This window comes from Bacillus inaquosorum KCTC 13429 (genome assembly GCF_000332645.1).
GTDB classification, from domain to species: Bacteria; Bacillota; Bacilli; order Bacillales; family Bacillaceae; genus Bacillus; species Bacillus inaquosorum.
The window spans coordinates 126,327-144,019 of record NZ_AMXN01000001.1; the positions used below are offsets into that span (position 1 = coordinate 126,327).

Genomic DNA, 17,693 nt, shown 5'->3' on the forward strand with positions numbered 1-17,693 from the left:
TCCCCTTTTCTTTACGGTTATTTTAAAGTGACGGTTTGCCCTGTCCGCAGCTGTTCTGCGATTTCGTCAAGTTTTCTCAGCCTGTGGTTGATTCCTGATTTGCTGATTTTCCCGCTTGCTACCATTTCCCCTAGCTCTTTCAGCGTCACTTCCTGATAATCAATCCGCAGCTGCGCGATTTCCCGAAGTTTTTCAGGAAGCGCATCCAGGCCGATTCTTTCATCGATGTATTTAATATTTTCCACCTGTCTGAGCGAAGCGCCGATCGTTTTGTTTAAGTTGGCTGTTTCACAATTGACGAGGCGGTTGACTGAATTTCTCATATCCCTGACGATTCTGACATCCTCAAATCGCAGAAGCGAATTGTGGGCGCCGATCACGTTCAGAAACTCAGTAATCTTTTCCGCCTCTTTTAAATAAGTGATATAGCCTTTTTTCCGTTCGAGCGTTTTGCTGTTTAGCTGAAACTCATTTAGCAGGTCGCATAATGAATCGTTATGCTCCTTATAAAGAGAGAAGATTTCTAAATGATACGAGGAGGTTTCCGGGTTATTGACCGAACCTCCCGCCAAAAATGCCCCTCTCATATAAGAACGCTTGCAGCATCTCTTTTTGACCAGCTCTTCCGAAATACTTCGTTCAAACACAAAATTCTCTCCGAGTATTTTTAAATCCTCTAAGATCGCTTTTGCATTTTCTGAAAATCGCACAATATAGACGTTGTTCTTTTTCAGCCGCATTTTCTTTCTGACCAGCAGCTCGACCGATACATCATATTGTTTTTTCAGCAATGTATAAATGCGGCGGGCAATCGCCGCATTTTCGGTTTGAACGTCAAGTACGAGATGGCGGTTTGTAAATGATAAAGCTCCATTCATCCGGATAAGCGCAGACAGCTCCGCCTTAATGCAGCAGTCTTTCACTTCCAGATTCGTTAATTCTTTTTTTGTTTCTGATGCAAATGACATATTAGCCACCTCATTTCAAGGCTTCATTCTTTCAATAAATCAACAAGAAGAGAGGCCACTTTATGTGTATCGTGACGAATTACGTCATTTTTATACGTTACGATTTGATCTCTGATGACTTCAAGCCCCATCGCTTTCAGCTCTTCGATATCAAAATCTACAGGACGCGCCGATTCCATTTCGTACTTACGTTTTATTTCGTCAGGAATGTCTTCGCTGTTCACTAATATCGTATCAATAAAACCGCAGCCCATATGCTGATTGAGCGCTTTCACATGATCAGCAGCGGTGTAATGGAGCGTTTCGCCGGGCTGAGTCATCACATTGCAAATGTATACTTTTTTCGCCGTCGCCTTCACCACTTCTTCCCCAATCTTTGGGACGAGCAAATTGGGAAGAATGCTTGTATAGAGGCTTCCCGGGCCGATAATAATCAAATCCGCTTCCCTGATCACGTCTATCGTTTCCGGCAGCGGATCAATATGTTCAGGCGTGAGAAAAACACGCTTAATGCGTTGCCCGTACGCCGGAATCGTGGACTCGCCTGAGACCACGCGGCCGTCTTCCATCTCAGCATGCAGAACGACACTGGCATTGGCAGCTGGCAAAACCTTTCCTCTTACATTCAGCACCTTGCTCATTTCTGTGACAGCGTGAAAAAAATCACCGGTTATATTTGTCATCGCTGCCAAAATCAAATTGCCGAGAGAATGGCCTGTTAAATCATTCCCCTTATTGAAGCGGTGCTGAAAGAGATCTTCAACAAGCGGCTCCACATCGGATAAAGCGGCAAGCACATTTCTGATGTCTCCGGGAGGCGGAATTTGCAATTCATCCCGCAGACGGCCAGAGCTTCCCCCATCATCGGCAACTGTCACAATGGCCGTAATGTCAACAGGTTTATGCTTTAAGCCCCGAAGCAATACAGAAAGACCCGTACCGCCGCCAAAGATTGCGATTTTCGGCTTTTGTCCCATCTTATTTCCGGCTTCTCTTTTCAATGTCCCGGTGAGTAACATGAGTATAGTAATCCTTTTTGAAATAATCAGCTAAATTTTCGGCAAGTGTCACAGAGCGGTGCTGGCCCCCTGTGCAGCCAATTGCAATAACGACCTGGCTTTTTCCTTCTCTTTTGTAAGATGGAAGCATAAAGCTCAGCAGATCGATTAATTTTTCATTGAACTTTTGCGTTTCATTCCACTTCATGACGTAAGAGGATACCTCTTCATCCTTGCCAGTCAGCGGCCGCATGCTTTCGATATAATAAGGATTCGGCAAAAATCTGACATCAAAGACGAGATCTGCGTCAATCGGGATACCGTATTTAAAACCAAATGACATGACATTCACGGTAAATGTCTCCCCTTGGTTTGACGCAAAGTGCTTTACGATTTTTTCGCGTAAATCACGCGGCTTCATGTCCGACGTATCATAAATGATTTGAGAGCGGCCTTTTAATTCCTCAAGCAGCTCACGTTCCAGCGCGATGCCTTCAAGCGGCAGGCCAGTCGCTGCCAGCGGGTGCGAACGTCTCGTTTCTTTATATCTCGTAACAAGAATAGAATCCTTCGCGTCCAAGAATAAAATTCGCGGTGTTATCCACGGATTTTCCGCCATTTCATCAAGCGCTTCGATCAGCCGGTCAAAAAATTCACGCCCGCGCAAATCCATAACGAGCGCAACCTTGCTCATTTTCGAATTTGATTCCTTCATCAGCTCTAAAAATTTTGGAAGCAATGATGGCGGAAGATTATCGACGCAGAAATAGCCGAGATCTTCAAAGCTTTGAATGGCGACAGTTTTCCCCGCGCCCGACATTCCGGTTATAATGACAAGCTGAATATCATGTGATTCACTAACACTCATCTTTCTCCCCCCTGACTTGTCTTTCTATTTGATATGCTGCGGGTCTAATCGATAACTAAGCAGCTCAAAGTCCGGTGTATACGTAAATGTCCCGTGCAGCAGCCCTTGTCCCTTCATCATAAAATCAAGGATATGGCCGTCTCCCGGGGCCATAGGCAGGTTTTGAATATCATTGACATCGTGCCACTGCAGCTTGCCCTCCTCTGATTCAGATACATTTTGTCCTGTATAAGAATCAGCGACAAACGTAAACATCATCCACTCAGAGACAATGTGGTCACCGTCTTTAATAATAAAGGTAAAAACGCCTTTTAACTGAGGATTTATGATATAGATACCAGTCTCTTCTCTGTACTCTCTGATGACGGAGTCTCTGACTGATTCTCCGCTCTCCATCTTGCCTCCCGGCGCGACCCACCAGCCGCGTCTCGGCTTTTGAAGCAAAAGAACCTTGTCATCCGTCTGAAGCACACAATTTGTCACTCTTTGCAAGTACGTCACCTAACCTTCTCGTCCTGTCATCGTCTCTTTATTATACCGCTTCAAGATGCCTCCCACAATGAAGAGACATTGACAATCTTTTCTTCTATTTTACAGCATATTCATCCCTGAGTTCAGATGATTTTGCTGTAACAGGCATCCGTCTTTTATTTTTGGACAAAAAAAGGACACGGATAACTGGAGAATCCGTGCCAAAAAAGTGTATTCATTATAAAAAGGGGGTCAATTACTTTATTAATCATAACCGAAAAGCATTACACAACTGTTACAGCGGAATTAAAACCCAGTAACGTTATGTGAAGCTCGTATGACAGCCCTTTTTATTTTAAGGTTTTCAGCGTTTCTTGGAGCTCTTCGACATAATGCTGTACGCTTTGTGCCGCAATACTTCCGTCTCCTGTAGCCGTTACGATTTGACGAAGTGATTTTTCGCGAATGTCTCCGGCAGCGAAAATACCTTCAACCTTTGTTTCCATTCGGTCGTTTGTTTCGATGTAGCCTTCTTCATTCGTAATGCCCAGATTTTCAAACGGTTTAGACAGAGGAAGCATGCCGATGTAAATGAATACGCCGTCTGTTTTGAATTCACTTTCTTCACCGGTTACCGTATCGACAAGCGTTACGTTACCGACTTTGCCGTTTTCCTCATGAATTTCCTTCACGGTTTTATTCCATAGGAAGTCAACTTTTTCATTATCAAATGCTCTCGCTTGAAGAATGCTTTGCGCACGGAGTTTATCACGTCTGTGAACGATCGTTACTTTTGAAGCGAAACGTGTCAGATACACGCCTTCTTCAACAGCAGAATCTCCGCCGCCGACAACGACAAGCTCTTTGCCTTTAAAGAAAGCGCCGTCACATACCGCACAATAAGACACACCGCGGCCGCCCAATTCTTTTTCGCCAGGCACGCCGATTTTTTTATACTCCGCACCCGCGGCAATGATCACAGCGCGTGCTTTATATTCTTTTGAACCGGCTTTAACCACTTTGTACTCTTTGCCATCAACGACTTCTTTAATATCACCATAAGCGTATTCAGCGCCGAATTTTTTCGCGTGTTCGAACATTTTGTTGGAAAGCTCAGGTCCGAGGATGCTTTCGAATCCAGGATAGTTTTCTACATCTTCCGTATTGGCCATTTGCCCGCCGGGAATTCCTCTTTCAATCATTAATGTCGATAAATTTGCTCTTGATGTGTATACAGCGGCCGTCATCCCAGCAGGGCCCGCGCCGATAATAATCACGTCATAAATTTTCTCTTCTGACACACTATTCACTCCTTAAACCGTCTTTTCAAGTTGGGGGCTTTTTCTAATAAGATTAGAATCCCCATCAAACGTATTCCTTACCCATATCCTATAAAATCTCAAGGTGATACGCTATTTTTTTGCTCATATTTTTTCTCATCACGATTAAATGTATTTTAAAAGGGTATATATGTTAATAAAGAAAGAGCCTTCTGTTCATAGAAGGCCCTTGTCTTATTTATTATTGAACAACACGTCTTACAACGCCTTTAAATGCTTTTTTCCAGTAAACGTTGCTCATTGAGTCAACAGATACACCATGAGATGTATTGTCGTTTAGGAAAGTACCGTTTCCTAAGTAAATTCCAACGTGACCGTTTGTTTTGTATGTGTCAAAGAAAACTAAGTCTCCGCGTTTCATTTCAGACGCGCTGACAGCTTGTCCTCTTGCAACTAACGTATCAGTTGTTGTTCCGCCTACAGGTCCAAGGTTCACACCTGCAGAAGCGTATGCCCAGCGTACGAATGATGAGCAGTCAAAAATACGGTTGTTGATATCAGACTGAGTGCGTCCGCCGCCAAATTTGTACGGAGATTGTCCTACAATGCTTGAACCAACGCTGATCGCACCTTCAATTCCGCCTGAATTGCTGATAACAGTGCCGCCTGAGTTGCTGTTTGAGCCGCTGCTCTTCTTAGAAGATGAGCCGTTAGACGAACTGTTTGATGAACCGTTAGAAGAGTTGTCTGAAGAATCATCATCAGATGAGCTTGCTTTTGCTGTTTCAGTTGTAGCCGTTTGGCTGTCATCTGTTTGTGTCTCATCAGATGCTTTTTGTGCTTCTTCCTGCTTTTTGATCAAGGCAGCCGCAGCTTCTTGTTCTTTTTTGATACGTGCTTGTTCAGCTTCAGTATCTGCTTTTTGGTTTGCAAGTTCAGATGCTTCTGATTTTAATTCAGAAATCGCATCAGCCGTTTTCTTCTGGCTTGCTTTTGCTTCGTCGAAAAGCTTGTCTTTTTCATCAAGCTGTTTATCAAGGTCTTTTTGCATTGTTTCTAATTTAGCCAATGCAGCTTGAACTTCTTTCAGCTTGTCATTCAAATCCGCTTCAGAATCTTCAAGCTTCGCTTTATCCTGCTCTTGCTGCTTGATTAAATCTTTGTCTGCATCCACAATAGATGAAACCGCAGTTGCGCGAGAGATAAAGTCACCAAAGCTTGTTGATCCTAAAAGAACATCTATGTATCCTTGAGATCCGCCGCTTTCCTGTAAAGAACGAACGCGTTTTTTCAGGATTTCATTGCGTTTTTCGATGCGGGCTTCTGTCTCTTTAATCTCTTTTTTCAGTTTTTTGATTTCTTCTTTTGTTTTATCGTTTTCTTCTTTTTTATCTTCGATCTTGTTGCTTGTATCAAGCGCCTTAGCGTTAATGTCTTTCAGTTCTTTTTCAATCTTTGATTGATTTTCCTGAAGCTCAGTTAATTCTTTTTCCTTCGCTTCAATGCTGGAAGCAACCTCAGATTGCTTGCTTTCGATTTTTTGTTTCTTTTCATCTAATGTTTCCGCCGATGCAGTTTTACTTGTAAATGGGATCAAAAAACTGCTTGTCCCGATGACGGAAGCCAAACCAAGTGTCAATAAACTCTTTCTCACTTTTATATCCTCCCTTTTACTGTGAACCTGTCCTCATTTGGAATCGTATTTTAAACATCAAGTTTCGTTCCTCATACTCTACGAGGAATGATGGTTGTTTATGGTTAATTATTCTGTGCATCTCTTATTCTGGTTGTATAGCGTTTATTTCACATCATATGTAAAAAACACTAATTCCTTATGTACGAGAATCATTATACCATCAAGTTTCGACAAATTAGCGATAAATTTTATTACATTTGTGTTTCAAACAGATGTCAAGTCGCCCATCGTTTGTCATTTTTCTTAAATGAGTAAAAAAGCTGTCGATATTATTTTATTAATATAATCTACTAAATAAAAAAAGAGTCGATTCTATAAATCGACTCTTCAAAATATTCTATTCTAGAATATCATCAATATATTTCATATATTTCGTCAAAGTTGCCGGAGAGATGCCGAATCGGGCCGCTGTGTCTTTTTTCGTATCATGTTTGCCGTGAGCTTCTTTCCAAATATAACAGATTGCCGCTGCCCAGCCCCTCTCATTTTTCAACGGAGCGGCTGCGCGGATTTGCTGGATGACATGGAACACCCAGCAGCTCATGACTTCTGTTTTCATCTCTTCTTTTTCAGCATGCTCCAATAATTTGACGGTTTGATAGGCGAAAAGCGCATCCTCTGATACGTCAGCTGCCACGGAATCTCCATTTAAAAGCAGCTTAACAAAATGATTTTCGAAAGGAGCGGTAATTCTCTTCGAGCGTATCACCGCTTCAAGATGCTCCGTTTCTCCCTTTGTGCTGCTGATATAATAGGCTGCGAGACGTTGTTCTACAGATGAAGGAAGTGCTTCCCTCCGCTCAATCCATGGAGCCGGGCGGTCTTCTCCGGGATATTGCGACTCGACTTTTCTCCAGATCGTCTCGGCAAAATCAGTATGTCCCGTAAAATAAGCGGAGCACGAGAGCCAGTAAAAGAATGTGTCGTCACCTTCAAAGCCGCTTTTATATAATGATTTGAGCCATTTATATCCGATCTCATAACGGCCGACAAGCGCCAAAGTGGCTCCCAGTTTATAGCGCTGTTCCAATAGCATCGGGTATACGTTAGAAAGCTGATCACTCAGTTCCGCCACTTTTTCGTCTTCTCTTTCATAATAGTAGAAAACGAGAAGATTGCATAAGGCGTGTAGGTTTCCTTCATTATGACTGAGCACTTGGTAAGCGGTTTGCTTCGCTTTTACGATGTTGCCTGAATAGAAATAGGCAAGCGCCAGATTATTGTATGCTGACCAAAGCTCCGGATAATCGGCTGTGATTTCCTCAAGCGCCGCAACCGCTTCGGCAAGCTGACCGCTTTCCAGCAGTGACTTTGCCCGATCCTGTTTCATCAGCAATTCATCCTGATCATACAAAGAATCCTCCGGCCCGCCGTCTCCTAAATCGAGCAATTCAAGCAGACTTTCGTTTTCTTCGGCGAATTCACCGTCCGGATCCGCATCTGAATAAGTGGCCGCTTCTTTATAAGCTTCTTGAAAGAGCCCCAGATGGGCAAAGTTATTCGCTTTAAAGTAATGGCACTCCGGCATTTCGGCCTCCAGATTTGCCATGATATAATCAAGAAGATCGTTCGACTCCTGATATTGGCCCATTTCTGAATAAATGACCGCAAGCTGCGAAAGCATCTCTGAATCCTCCGGCTCCAAATGAACCGCGCGCTGAATCAGTTTGCTTGCCCGTTTCAGATTGCGCTCTTTATACGCTTTCAAGCCTTTATGAAAAAAATATTGTCCATCTTGAAGCAGCTGGACAATTTGTGCGTGATTTTTATGTTCAGAAGTGTGTTTTCCCACAACTACCCTCCGTTTTATACAATGTACCGTCAGTAGTATACCATAAATCGCAAGCCCCTCAATAGTTCAAAAGGAAGGATTGGGAAAATCCCTCCGCTTTTTTACTGGCTGATTCGACCAAAATTTACCCGGCTTTGTTCTCTAAATCCGCGTTCATTTTCAGCTGCTGTTCAGCAAAATCTCTATATAGATCATGGGAAGCCATTAATTCATGATGTGTGCCCCGTCCGGTGATTTCTCCTTTTTCAACAAACAAAAGCTGGTCCGCGTCTACAACAGTGGATAAGCGGTGTGCGATGACAATCGTTGTACGGCCCTCCATCAGCACCTCAAGCGCCTGCTGGACTGATTTTTCAGATTGGCTGTCGAGGCTTGAAGTGGCTTCATCAAGCATTAGAATACTCGGATCACGGAGAAGCGCTCTCGCAATCGCGATTCTTTGCCTCTGTCCGCCTGACAGCATAATGCCGCGTTCGCCCACCTCAGTATCAAGCTGATTTGGCAGCTCCTTTATAAAATTGAGTGCATATGCCATCTCCGCGGCTTTTTCGATCTCGGCATCTGTTACATCACGTTCTAACCCGTAGCAAATATTTTCTCTAATCGTTCCCGACATTAACGGGCTTTCCTGTGATACATACCCGATGTGCTCCCGCCACGATTCAAGCGAGTAAGTATCAACCGGCTCGTCCCCCAGCCGAATGGTCCCTGCAGTCGGCGAATAAAAACGTTCAAGCAGCTTAAACAGCGTCGTTTTCCCGCCGCCGCTCGGACCGACAATCGCTGTTACTTTCCCTGCCTCAATGACGGCGCTGATCTCTTTCAAGATCAGCTGATCCGGCTTATAGCCAAAAGATACATGGTCAAGCTGAATAGGCAGATGCGCGTTTTCAATTTGTTTTCCTGTAACTGTATCTTCCTCTTCCTCTGCCAAAATCTCAATCATCCGTTCTGTTGCACCGATTGATTTTTGCAGCTGTGTAAAGAACGTTGTAATTTGGCCCATCGGCATAATAATTTGAAACAAATATAAAATAAATGCCACGAGCGCTCCGGCGGTCAACTCGCCTGATGAGACCTGCATGCCGCCGTATCCGATGACTGCTACGAGAGCTGCCATTAATACAAGTGAGATGAGCGGGCTGACAAGCGACTGAACCTTGGCTTCACGAACTCCAAGTTTAAATAAGGAAGAAATCCCCATCTTTCCGCGCCCATATTCAACATCCTCCGCATTTGAAGCCTTGACGAGCCTAATTTCCGGAAGAATTTGATTCAGCAGGCCTGTAAAACGGGCTGTTTCATCTTGCGTTTCCCGGGAAATCGAAAACATCTTCCGGCCTATCGGCATTAAGATAAGAGCGGCCAGAGGAACGACCACTAACACAAGCAGTGTCAGCTTCCAGTTCATAATAAACAAGATAGACAGTGATCCAATGACAGAAATGATACCTGTAATAAATCCGCTGATATGGGTTGTAATCAGTTCTTTGACCACCATCGTATCATTCGTTACACGGCTGACTGTTTCTCCGGAAGCGTTTGTATCAAAATAGGAGACAGGGAGCTTAATTAATTTCTTCCATAATAGATCCCTCAGCCCGGAGATGATTTTTTGTCCGTTATAGTTCAGCGCATAGGTGGCATAAGCGCTTAAACCGGCCTGAACGAGAAAAACAAGCGCGATCAGCCCGATTTGTGTTCCTGACAGGGCTGACATTGAAAAGCCATCGACAAGCTGCTTCGTTAATAATGGAATCAGCAGGCTGACCAGTGTGGTCACAATACTGAGAATTAACGCAAAAGCAAGCTTTCCATAAGAAGGATTGGTCTGCTTTACTAATGCAAAAAAGGGTTTTAATTTACTTTTAGATTTTTGTTGCTGGTTTGGCATATTATTATTCCTCCTGTTTCAGCGTTCAGAAAGGTGAAATAGCATTTCAAAAGGATGATTTTTACTCTTTCTCAATCATATCAATGGAGAGAGACTTTTTCAGTATATTTTTGCCGTGATGAAAATAAAAATCTCCCACTCATGGTTGAATAGGAGATTTTTATATTATCCATCTTGAACAGGCTTCTTTTTTCTATAAGTCAATGTCACATCCTGCTGTCGCATGTCTTCAATCATCATTTTATACCGGTCAACTTTTGCAGTATGTTCTTCTTTTATCATTTGAAGTGCAGCTTTTCTACTTTCGCTTTTTGATTCTAGCTCTTCTTTTATTTTTTTTACGATCAACCCTTTTTGCCCTTTGATTTCCTCTTTTAAAGAAGACTCAAATTTCTTTGTCAGGCTGAGAATGTCATTGATCGGTTTATTGAGGCTGCCTGCTTTCCCCTTCATTTCATCATAGGTTAGAAACCTATAGGTGGTTGATACAATTTCTGTTTCACTTTCTGAAAATAAGGAAGTCACTCTTCATTTTCCTCCTAAGGCTGAAAATCAAATAACTGAGAAATCATTTCTTCTTTTTCAAACAGCTTTTCAATACTTTCGCGGATGTTTTTGATAAAATCTCTTTTTTCTGTTGTCTGTTTTTTTAATTCAGCAACAATTCCCTCATTAGCAGGGAGCGCACCTGTGTGGAACGATTCATGAACTGAGATTTTCTCTAATTTATCGAATGTGTGACTGAAACCAGCTGCAAGCCGGAATTGAAGATCGAAGGCATAATGCGAAGGATTTTCTTCCATATGATGAATAGCTGTGGTGATCGCCTGTTTTTTGTCTATAAAGTCTTCATCGATTTCCTGACTGTAAACCTTCTGGTACTTAGAAATCGCATCTTCCATATCTTCAACGATCTTCATACCGTTTTGATAGATTCTGACAGCGGATGAGATATTAACTTTAATCGTTTCTCCCGAGCCGCTCTTCCCTGTAAAATAAATATCGGAGCCTTTATAGCTGAAGCCTTTTTCCTTTGATAATGCGTTCAGCATTTGAACAATGCTGTGGCCGTCAACGATGAGTTTTAATGCGTCTTTTGTTTCTTTGTCGAGTGTTTCTATCGAGGACAAAATTGATTTTACGTACTCCACTATTTCACCAACGTTTTTTAAAGCTTGGGAGCTGCCATATAAGACAGCTCCCATCCTCTTACTTTTCAGAATGGCGTTTTTTCAATACATCTAGCACATCATCCAGCGGCAGAGCTTGCTCTCTGAGCAGGACAAGCAGGTGATACAGCAGGTCTGCCGCTTCCCATTTGAGTTCCTCGTGGTCTCGGTTCTTCGCGGCGATGATGACTTCGGATGCTTCTTCACCGACTTTTTTTAAAATCTTATCAACACCTTCTCGGAAAAGGTAAGTGGTGTAAGCTCCTTCAGGCATTTCCGCTTGGCGTTCCGCGATCACGCGCTCCAGTTCGTTAATGATGCCGAATCGGCCCGCAGCCTGTTCTTCTGATTGTTCCTTTGTAAAACAGCTGTAGCTGCCAGTGTGGCATGCTGGGCCGGACGGTTCTACGAGTACGATCAGCGCGTCCTGGTCGCAGTCATACCGGATACCTTTGACGGCTTGCGTGTTCCCTGAGGTTTCCCCTTTATGCCATAACGCTTGGCGCGAGCGGCTGTAAAACCATGTTTCTTTTGTTTCCAGCGTTTTTTCGTACGATTCCTTGTTCATATAGGCAAGTGTCAGCACTTCTTTACTTGCCGCATCCTGTACGATGGCAGGAATTAATCCGTCCTCGTTAAAACGCAGTTCATCTGCCTGTTTCATCTCACATTCACCCCGTGCTCTTTCAAGTATGATTTCACTTCTTTAATCGATGTTTCTTTATAATGAAAAATAGAGGCGGCAAGCGCGGCGTCGGCTTCTCCTTTTGTAAAAGCCTCAAGCATATGCTGCACGTTTCCCGCTCCTCCCGAGGCGATAACAGGTACGGGGACAGCTTCAGAAACAAGCTTTGTCAGCCTGTGGTCGAAGCCTTTTTTCTCACCGTCGGAGTCCATACTTGTCAGCAATATTTCTCCGGCTCCGCGTTTGACGCCTTCTTTTGCCCATGCTGTGACTTCCCAATCTGTTTTCTTTCTGCCGCCGTGCGTGTAGACCTTATATGTGTCAGATTCTTGGTCATACTTGGCATCGATGGCAAGGACGATGCATTGAGAACCGAAAAACTCGGCTCCCTCTGTAATCAGCTCAGGGCGGAGAACAGCTGCCGTGTTAACCGAAACTTTGTCCGCTCCGGCACGCAGAATCGTTTTCATATCGCTGAGCTGATTGATGCCGCCGCCGACTGTAAACGGTATTGCGAGCTTCGCGGCAACCTGCTCCACAACGTCAACCATCGTTTTGCGTCCTTCATGCGAGGCAGAAATATCAAGAAAAACGAGTTCATCCGCGCCTTCCTGGTCGTACACTTCCGCCAGTTCAACTGGGTCACCGGCATCCTTCAATTCAAGAAATTGAATTCCTTTGACAACGCGTCCTTCTTTAACATCAAGACATGGAATAATCCGTTTTGTAATCATTTCCGCTTCACCCTTTCAAGCGCCTCGCTCAGCGTAAACTGATTGGTATACAGCGCTTTTCCGATGATCGCTCCAGCAACGCCGTCCGCCTGATAGCGGGCGAGGGCTTCGAGGTCCGCGACGGAGCTGACTCCGCCGGAAGCGATCACAGATTTCCCCGTTTCCTTCGCAAGCTCGACAGTGCTTTCAATATTGGGGCCTGACAGCATTCCGTCTGTCGCGATGTCAGTAAAAATAAAGACTTCCGCACCTTCATTGGCAAGCTCTTTGCCGAGTTCGGTTGCCTTAAGGGTTGATGTTTCCAGCCATCCCTCTGTTGAAACAAAGCCGTCTCTCGCGTCCAGTCCGATTGCAATTTTCTCGCCATATTGTTTCAGCATTTTTTTTACAAACGGTGGGTTAGAGACAGCTGAGCTCCCCAGGATCACCCGATCGACTCCTGCTGATAAGTATTCATAGACGTCACTTTCGGAACGGATCCCGCCGCCAATTTCGACTTTCAGGTCCAGCTTTTGGGCAATCTCGATCACATGGCGGTCATTTACCCTTTTCCCTTCTTTTGCGCCGTCGAGATCAACGAGATGTATCCATTCGGCACCCTCACTCGCAAATAACGCGGCCATGTCGTAAGGTGAATCGCCGTATATCGTTTCCTTATTATAATCTCCTTGAACAAGGCGGACACATTTGCCGTTTCTCATATCAATTGCCGGATATAATGTAAAAGCACTCATTTTTTCACCTTCTGTTCTGCTGCCATTTTCGTGAATTGGGTTAAGATAGACATACCGACCGTGCTGCTTTTTTCCGGGTGGAATTGGGCGCCGAAGACGTTCCTTTTTCCAACTACAGCAGGCACTCGCACACCATAATCAGCGCTTGCCAGAAGCGCGTCCTCCTGCATCCCGTCAATGTAATAAGAATGCACGAAATAAGCGTAGCCTTCTTCTGCTTCAGCCAGCAGCGGAGATTCGTTATGAAAGGAAAGGCGGTTCCAGCCCATATGCGGAACCTTCAGCTTGTTTCCTTTCTCATCTTTTGCTTTCAGCCTGACTGCTTTTCCTTTTAACAGCCCGAGGCCTGACGCGGTGCCGTTTTCTTCGCTTTCATCAAATAAAAGCTGCATGCCGAGGCAAATCCCGAGAAGCAGTCTTCCCTCTGAGACCATATCGTGAATCAATTGATCGAGCTTCGCGTTGCGCAAATTGTCCATCGCGTCTCCAAATGAACCGACCCCCGGCAAAATGAAGGCATCGGCTTCTCTCAGCTCCTCCGGCTTTTCAGAAACAAGGTACGGCACGCCGACACGCTCAAGCGCCTTTGAGACACTGTATAAATTGCCCATTCCGTAATCTATCACGCCGATCATTTACAGCATCCCTTTCGTTGATGGTATTCCTTTAACACGCGGATCAATCGCTGTTGCTTCATCAAGCGCACGTCCGAGCGCTTTAAAAACAGCTTCAATCATGTGGTGAGTGTTTGTGCCGTAATGAACGATAACGTGCAGGTTCATTCGAGCTTCAAGCGCCAGCTTCCACAAAAATTCATGTACAAGCTCCGTATCAAATGTTCCGACTTTAGCCGCCGGGAAGTCCGCGCGCATTTCCAAGTGCGGCCGGTTGCTTAAATCAATCACGACTTGAGCAAGCGCCTCATCCATCGGTACAAACGCTGAACCGTAGCGTTTAATTCCTTTTTTATCGCCTAAGGCTTCAAGCAGCGCCTGCCCTAAGCAAATGCCGATATCTTCAGTCGTGTGGTGATCATCTATATCAACATCGCCTTTCGCGTTAATGGAAAGATCAAATTGTCCGTGTTTCGTGAATAAATCCAGCATGTGTGTCATAAACGGCACGTCTGTTTTGATATCCGCTTGTCCCTCGCCGTCTATTGCGAATGCCAGCTCAATATCTGTTTCGTTTGTTTTTCTGGCGCGTTCCGCTTTTCTCATTTTGAATTCCTCCGTTCTCTCGATTCAATTGATCTGGCATGCGCTTCTAATCCTTCAAGTCTGGCAAAAGCTGCGATGCTTTCGGCATGTTCTTCAAAGGCCGATTGACTGTAAGAAATAATGCTCGATCTCTTTTGAAAATCGGTTACGTTTAATGGACTTGAAAATCTGGCTGTTCCGTTTGTCGGAAGCACATGGTTCGGTCCGGCAAAGTAATCTCCGACAGGCTCAGGGCTGTATCTGCCTAAGAAAATCGCACCCGCATGTTTGATTCTGCCAAGCAAAGCTTCGGGAGACTGTGTGATGATTTCTAAATGCTCCGGTGCGAGTGTATTGACAGTATCAATGGCTTCATCCATTGTTTCCGCCACATATATACACCCGTAATCGTTCACTGCAGCTTCCGCTATTTCTCTTCGCGGCAAGGTTTTCAGCTGCTCGTTCACTTCGGCTGAAACCGCCTCGGCCAGCGTCATGGAATCTGTGACAAATACACTTGAGCTGAGCTTATCGTGTTCCGCCTGTGACAGCAGGTCGGCCGCAATTTCCCTCGGTATCGCTGTTTCATCAGCCAGGACGACGATTTCACTCGGTCCGGCAATCATATCGATATCGACATCACCGAACACCTCTCGTTTGGCAAGCGCGACATAAATATTTCCCGGGCCTGTGATTTTATCCACCGGCTCAATGGTTTCTGTTCCGTACGCAAGCGCCGCAATCGCCTGAGCGCCGCCCATTTTGTAAATGTCTTTTATGCCTAGCTCGGCAGCAGCGACTAAGACCCCTGGGGACAGCTGTCCGTCTTTTCCCGGAGGCGTCACAAGAACGATTCTTTCCACACCCGCTGTCAGCGCCGGGATGACATTCATTAAAACAGATGAAGGATATGCCGCCGTTCCCCCCGGCACATATACACCGGCGGAATCAAGCGCCGTCACTTTCTGCCCCAGCATGGTGCCGTCTTTTCTGTGATAAAACCAGGAGGATTGCAGCTGTCTCTCGTGATATTCCCTAATATTTTCGATTGCCTGCCTCATCACCTGAAGCAGCTGTGAATCCAGCGAGGTGTATGCTTTTTCAATTTCTTCTTTTGTGACCAGCGGGCTGTCTATTTCGATGCCGTCAAATCTCGCCGTGTAGCTGCGGACCGCCTGATCACCGTTTGCTTTTACATCTTCAATAATCGATCGGACCGTTTTTCTTTGCTCATCCGTTCCGGCATCTATGGACCGCTTGAGAGAAAACCGTTCTGCTCCGCTGATGGTTTTGATCTTCATTTTGCCGTTTCTCCTTCCACAACGAGAGATAAGCGGGATGCCATTTCGTCAATCACATCGTCTTTCATGCGATAGCTTACCGGGTTTACGATAAAGCGGGAAGTAATGTCACAAATGTGCTCCGTTTCAACAAGCCCGTTTTCTTTCAGCGTCTGTCCTGTGGAAACGATATCCACAATCCGGTCTGCAAGGCCGATGAGCGGGGCCAGCTCGATTGAACCGTTGAGCTTAATGATTTCGACTTGTTCCCCCTGCTCTCTAAAATAACTGGAGGCCACATTCGGATACTTTGTCGCGATTCTCGGTGCTACGCCGCTCCAGTCTGTATTCGGAAGTCCGGCGACTGCCAAGTGACATTTGCTGATCTTCAAATCCAGCACCTCATATACATCGCGTTCCTCCTCCAGCATGACATCCTTGCCTGCAATTCCGACATCTGCAACGCCATGCTCCACATATGTGGTCACGTCCATCGGTTTAGCTAATATGAAACGGAGATTTTCCTCCGGCACATCAATGATCAGTTTTCTTGAATCTTCAAACTCCTCAGGGAGCTTGTAGCCAGCCTGCCGCAGCAGCCCTGCCGCTTCTTCAAATATCCGGCCCTTCGGCATCGCCATTGTAAGTAACTTACCCATTTTGCTCTTCCTTTCTGGCACCGATAAAATAGGTGACATTTGCAAAAGATTTTGTCATCTGATCGATATTTTCAATTCCCGATAAATCTTGAAGAACCACTTTGTTCCCCTTCATACGTTCTTCATTCGCATAAGCGATGGCTTGCACCCGCTGCTCTTTGCTGAAAATAACAGCGTCTATTTCACAAGGTTCGTCTTTCATATGAAGCGCTTCAATCAGCCGGTCGATCCGAAGCCCGAAGCCTGTTGCCGGCGCGGGCGAATCAAAATGGCCTAGAAGCTTGTTATAACGGCCGCCGCTTCCAATGACAAAACCGACATTTTCGGCGTACACTTCAAATAAAATCCCTGTGTAATAGCTCATGTGGCTGACCATATTCAGATCAAGGCGGACATTTTCCGTACATCCGTAATCCTCAAGAATGTCCCACAGCGCCTTCAGCTCATCAACCACGCTTTTTCCTTGCTCAGAATCGACGATTTCCTCAGCACGTCCGCATACTTCTATGCCGCCCTGCAATTCAAGAAGCTCAAGCAGCCTGCTTTTATCAATGGAGGAAAGCGGTAGAGACTTGACATGTTCTCTGTAACCGACATAGTTCTTCTCGTATAAAAACCTCCGCAGCACATCAGCACGCTCAACGTTTCCGAGCACCTCAACAAACAGGGCATCCGCAATGCCGGCATGGCCGATGGCAATTTTAAAGGAAGACAGCCCGGCGCTTTTTAACGCACCGATTACTAAAGCAATGACCTCCGCATCCGCGCTTGTCGTACCGTCACCGATTAATTCCACTCCGACCTGCTCGAATTCGGCAGGGCGTCCGCCTTCGCGTTCCTGAGCCCTGAACACATTTGCCGCATAGCCGACTCTGAGCGGATGATCGTGTTTCAGAAGCTTTGATGCCGCCACCCTTGCAATCGGTCCTGTCATATCCGGGCGAAGCACCAATGTCTTGCCGTCCTGATCAAGAAGCTTGAACAGCTGCTGCTCCTCAATCGCTGACTGCACGCCAACGGTATCGTAAAACTCCAGCGTCGGCGTTTCCATAAATTGATATCCCCATTTATCTATCAAATCGGTTAACGATTGTCTCACCTTTTTTTTCGTTTCGTATAAACCGGGCAGTGTATCTCTCATGCCGTGCGGTTTTTCAAACATAAACATCAACCCGAGCACCTCCGTTGCCATTGTTTGAGGGAAAATTCCGAATCCTTTAGTTCGCTAATATGATAATATGTTAGCAGATGAAAGAATGAAAATCA

17 protein-coding genes and 1 pseudogene are annotated in these 17,693 nt (G+C 45.2%); all 18 read right to left on the minus strand.

What is annotated here, in order from left to right:
- Positions 1 to 17 precede the first annotated feature (17 nt).
- Complete coding sequence (gene whiA / locus BSI_RS20055) at positions 18 to 968, minus strand: DNA-binding protein WhiA (protein ID WP_003235366.1); 951 nt, start codon at positions 966 to 968, stop codon at positions 18 to 20.
- Positions 969 to 991: 23 nt separating this feature from the next.
- Positions 992 to 1,945 carry a gluconeogenesis morphogenetic factor MgfK gene (gene mgfK, locus BSI_RS20050; protein ID WP_032731799.1) on the minus strand — a complete coding sequence of 318 codons (954 nt, stop codon included), beginning with the start codon at positions 1,943 to 1,945 and terminating at the stop codon, positions 992 to 994.
- 1 nt (position 1,946) lies between these two features.
- Positions 1,947 to 2,834 (minus strand): RNase adapter RapZ, encoded by an 888-nt coding sequence (gene rapZ, locus BSI_RS20045; RefSeq protein ID WP_003235371.1) that lies wholly within the window; start codon positions 2,832 to 2,834, stop codon positions 1,947 to 1,949.
- 24 nt (positions 2,835 to 2,858) lie between these two features.
- Entirely contained in the window at positions 2,859 to 3,335 is a 477-nt protein-coding gene (locus BSI_RS20040) for an 8-oxo-dGTP diphosphatase (protein WP_014481002.1), read from the minus strand.
- Positions 3,336 to 3,655: 320 nt separating this feature from the next.
- Positions 3,656 to 4,606, minus strand: a complete 951-nt coding sequence (trxB, locus tag BSI_RS20035) for a thioredoxin-disulfide reductase (RefSeq protein WP_003228139.1) — start codon at positions 4,604 to 4,606, stop codon at positions 3,656 to 3,658.
- Between the two features lie 220 nt (positions 4,607 to 4,826).
- Positions 4,827 to 6,239, minus strand: coding sequence for a peptidoglycan DL-endopeptidase CwlO (gene cwlO, locus BSI_RS20030; RefSeq protein WP_003235375.1), 1,413 nt, complete (start codon positions 6,237 to 6,239; stop codon positions 4,827 to 4,829).
- Positions 6,240 to 6,618: 379 nt separating this feature from the next.
- Entirely contained in the window at positions 6,619 to 8,073 is a 1,455-nt protein-coding gene (locus BSI_RS20025; protein WP_003235377.1) for a tetratricopeptide repeat protein, read from the minus strand.
- Between the two features lie 124 nt (positions 8,074 to 8,197).
- Entirely contained in the window at positions 8,198 to 9,967 is a 1,770-nt protein-coding gene (gene bmrA, locus BSI_RS20020) for a multidrug resistance ABC transporter ATP-binding protein/permease BmrA (RefSeq protein WP_003235379.1), read from the minus strand.
- Positions 9,968 to 10,132: 165 nt separating this feature from the next.
- Positions 10,133 to 10,492: a hypothetical protein gene (locus BSI_RS20015; protein WP_003235381.1), complete on the minus strand. Its 360-nt coding sequence runs from the start codon at positions 10,490 to 10,492 to the stop codon at positions 10,133 to 10,135.
- 14 nt (positions 10,493 to 10,506) lie between these two features.
- Positions 10,507 to 11,145, minus strand: a pseudogene (locus tag BSI_RS20010) (DUF6792 domain-containing protein); the annotation flags it as partial.
- 31 nt (positions 11,146 to 11,176) lie between these two features.
- Positions 11,177 to 11,800: a bifunctional phosphoribosyl-AMP cyclohydrolase/phosphoribosyl-ATP diphosphatase HisIE gene (gene hisIE, locus BSI_RS20005; protein ID WP_003235384.1), complete on the minus strand. Its 624-nt coding sequence runs from the start codon at positions 11,798 to 11,800 to the stop codon at positions 11,177 to 11,179.
- A complete protein-coding gene (gene hisF / locus BSI_RS20000) occupies positions 11,797 to 12,555 on the minus strand; it encodes an imidazole glycerol phosphate synthase subunit HisF (protein WP_003235386.1) in 759 nt (252 codons plus the stop codon). Before hisF ends, hisIE begins: the two co-directional genes overlap by 4 nt.
- On the minus strand, positions 12,552 to 13,289 hold the full coding sequence (gene hisA / locus BSI_RS19995; protein ID WP_003235388.1) for a 1-(5-phosphoribosyl)-5-[(5-phosphoribosylamino)methylideneamino]imidazole-4-carboxamide isomerase: 738 nt from the start codon (positions 13,287 to 13,289) through the stop codon (positions 12,552 to 12,554). The genes hisF and hisA overlap by 4 nt, the downstream gene beginning before the upstream one ends.
- Positions 13,286 to 13,924, minus strand: coding sequence for an imidazole glycerol phosphate synthase subunit HisH (hisH, locus tag BSI_RS19990; protein WP_003235390.1), 639 nt, complete (start codon positions 13,922 to 13,924; stop codon positions 13,286 to 13,288). The genes hisA and hisH overlap by 4 nt, the downstream gene beginning before the upstream one ends.
- Positions 13,925 to 14,509 (minus strand): imidazoleglycerol-phosphate dehydratase HisB, encoded by a 585-nt coding sequence (hisB, locus tag BSI_RS19985; RefSeq protein WP_003235392.1) that lies wholly within the window; start codon positions 14,507 to 14,509, stop codon positions 13,925 to 13,927. It lies immediately after the preceding gene.
- On the minus strand, positions 14,506 to 15,789 hold the full coding sequence (gene hisD, locus BSI_RS19980; protein ID WP_003235394.1) for a histidinol dehydrogenase: 1,284 nt from the start codon (positions 15,787 to 15,789) through the stop codon (positions 14,506 to 14,508). Before hisD ends, hisB begins: the two co-directional genes overlap by 4 nt.
- A complete protein-coding gene (gene hisG / locus BSI_RS19975; RefSeq protein ID WP_003219799.1) occupies positions 15,786 to 16,427 on the minus strand; it encodes an ATP phosphoribosyltransferase in 642 nt (213 codons plus the stop codon). The genes hisD and hisG overlap by 4 nt, the downstream gene beginning before the upstream one ends.
- Positions 16,420 to 17,595, minus strand: a complete 1,176-nt coding sequence (locus BSI_RS19970) for an ATP phosphoribosyltransferase regulatory subunit (protein ID WP_003235397.1) — start codon at positions 17,593 to 17,595, stop codon at positions 16,420 to 16,422. The genes hisG and BSI_RS19970 overlap by 8 nt, the downstream gene beginning before the upstream one ends.
- Between the last annotated feature and the right edge of the window lie 98 nt (positions 17,596 to 17,693).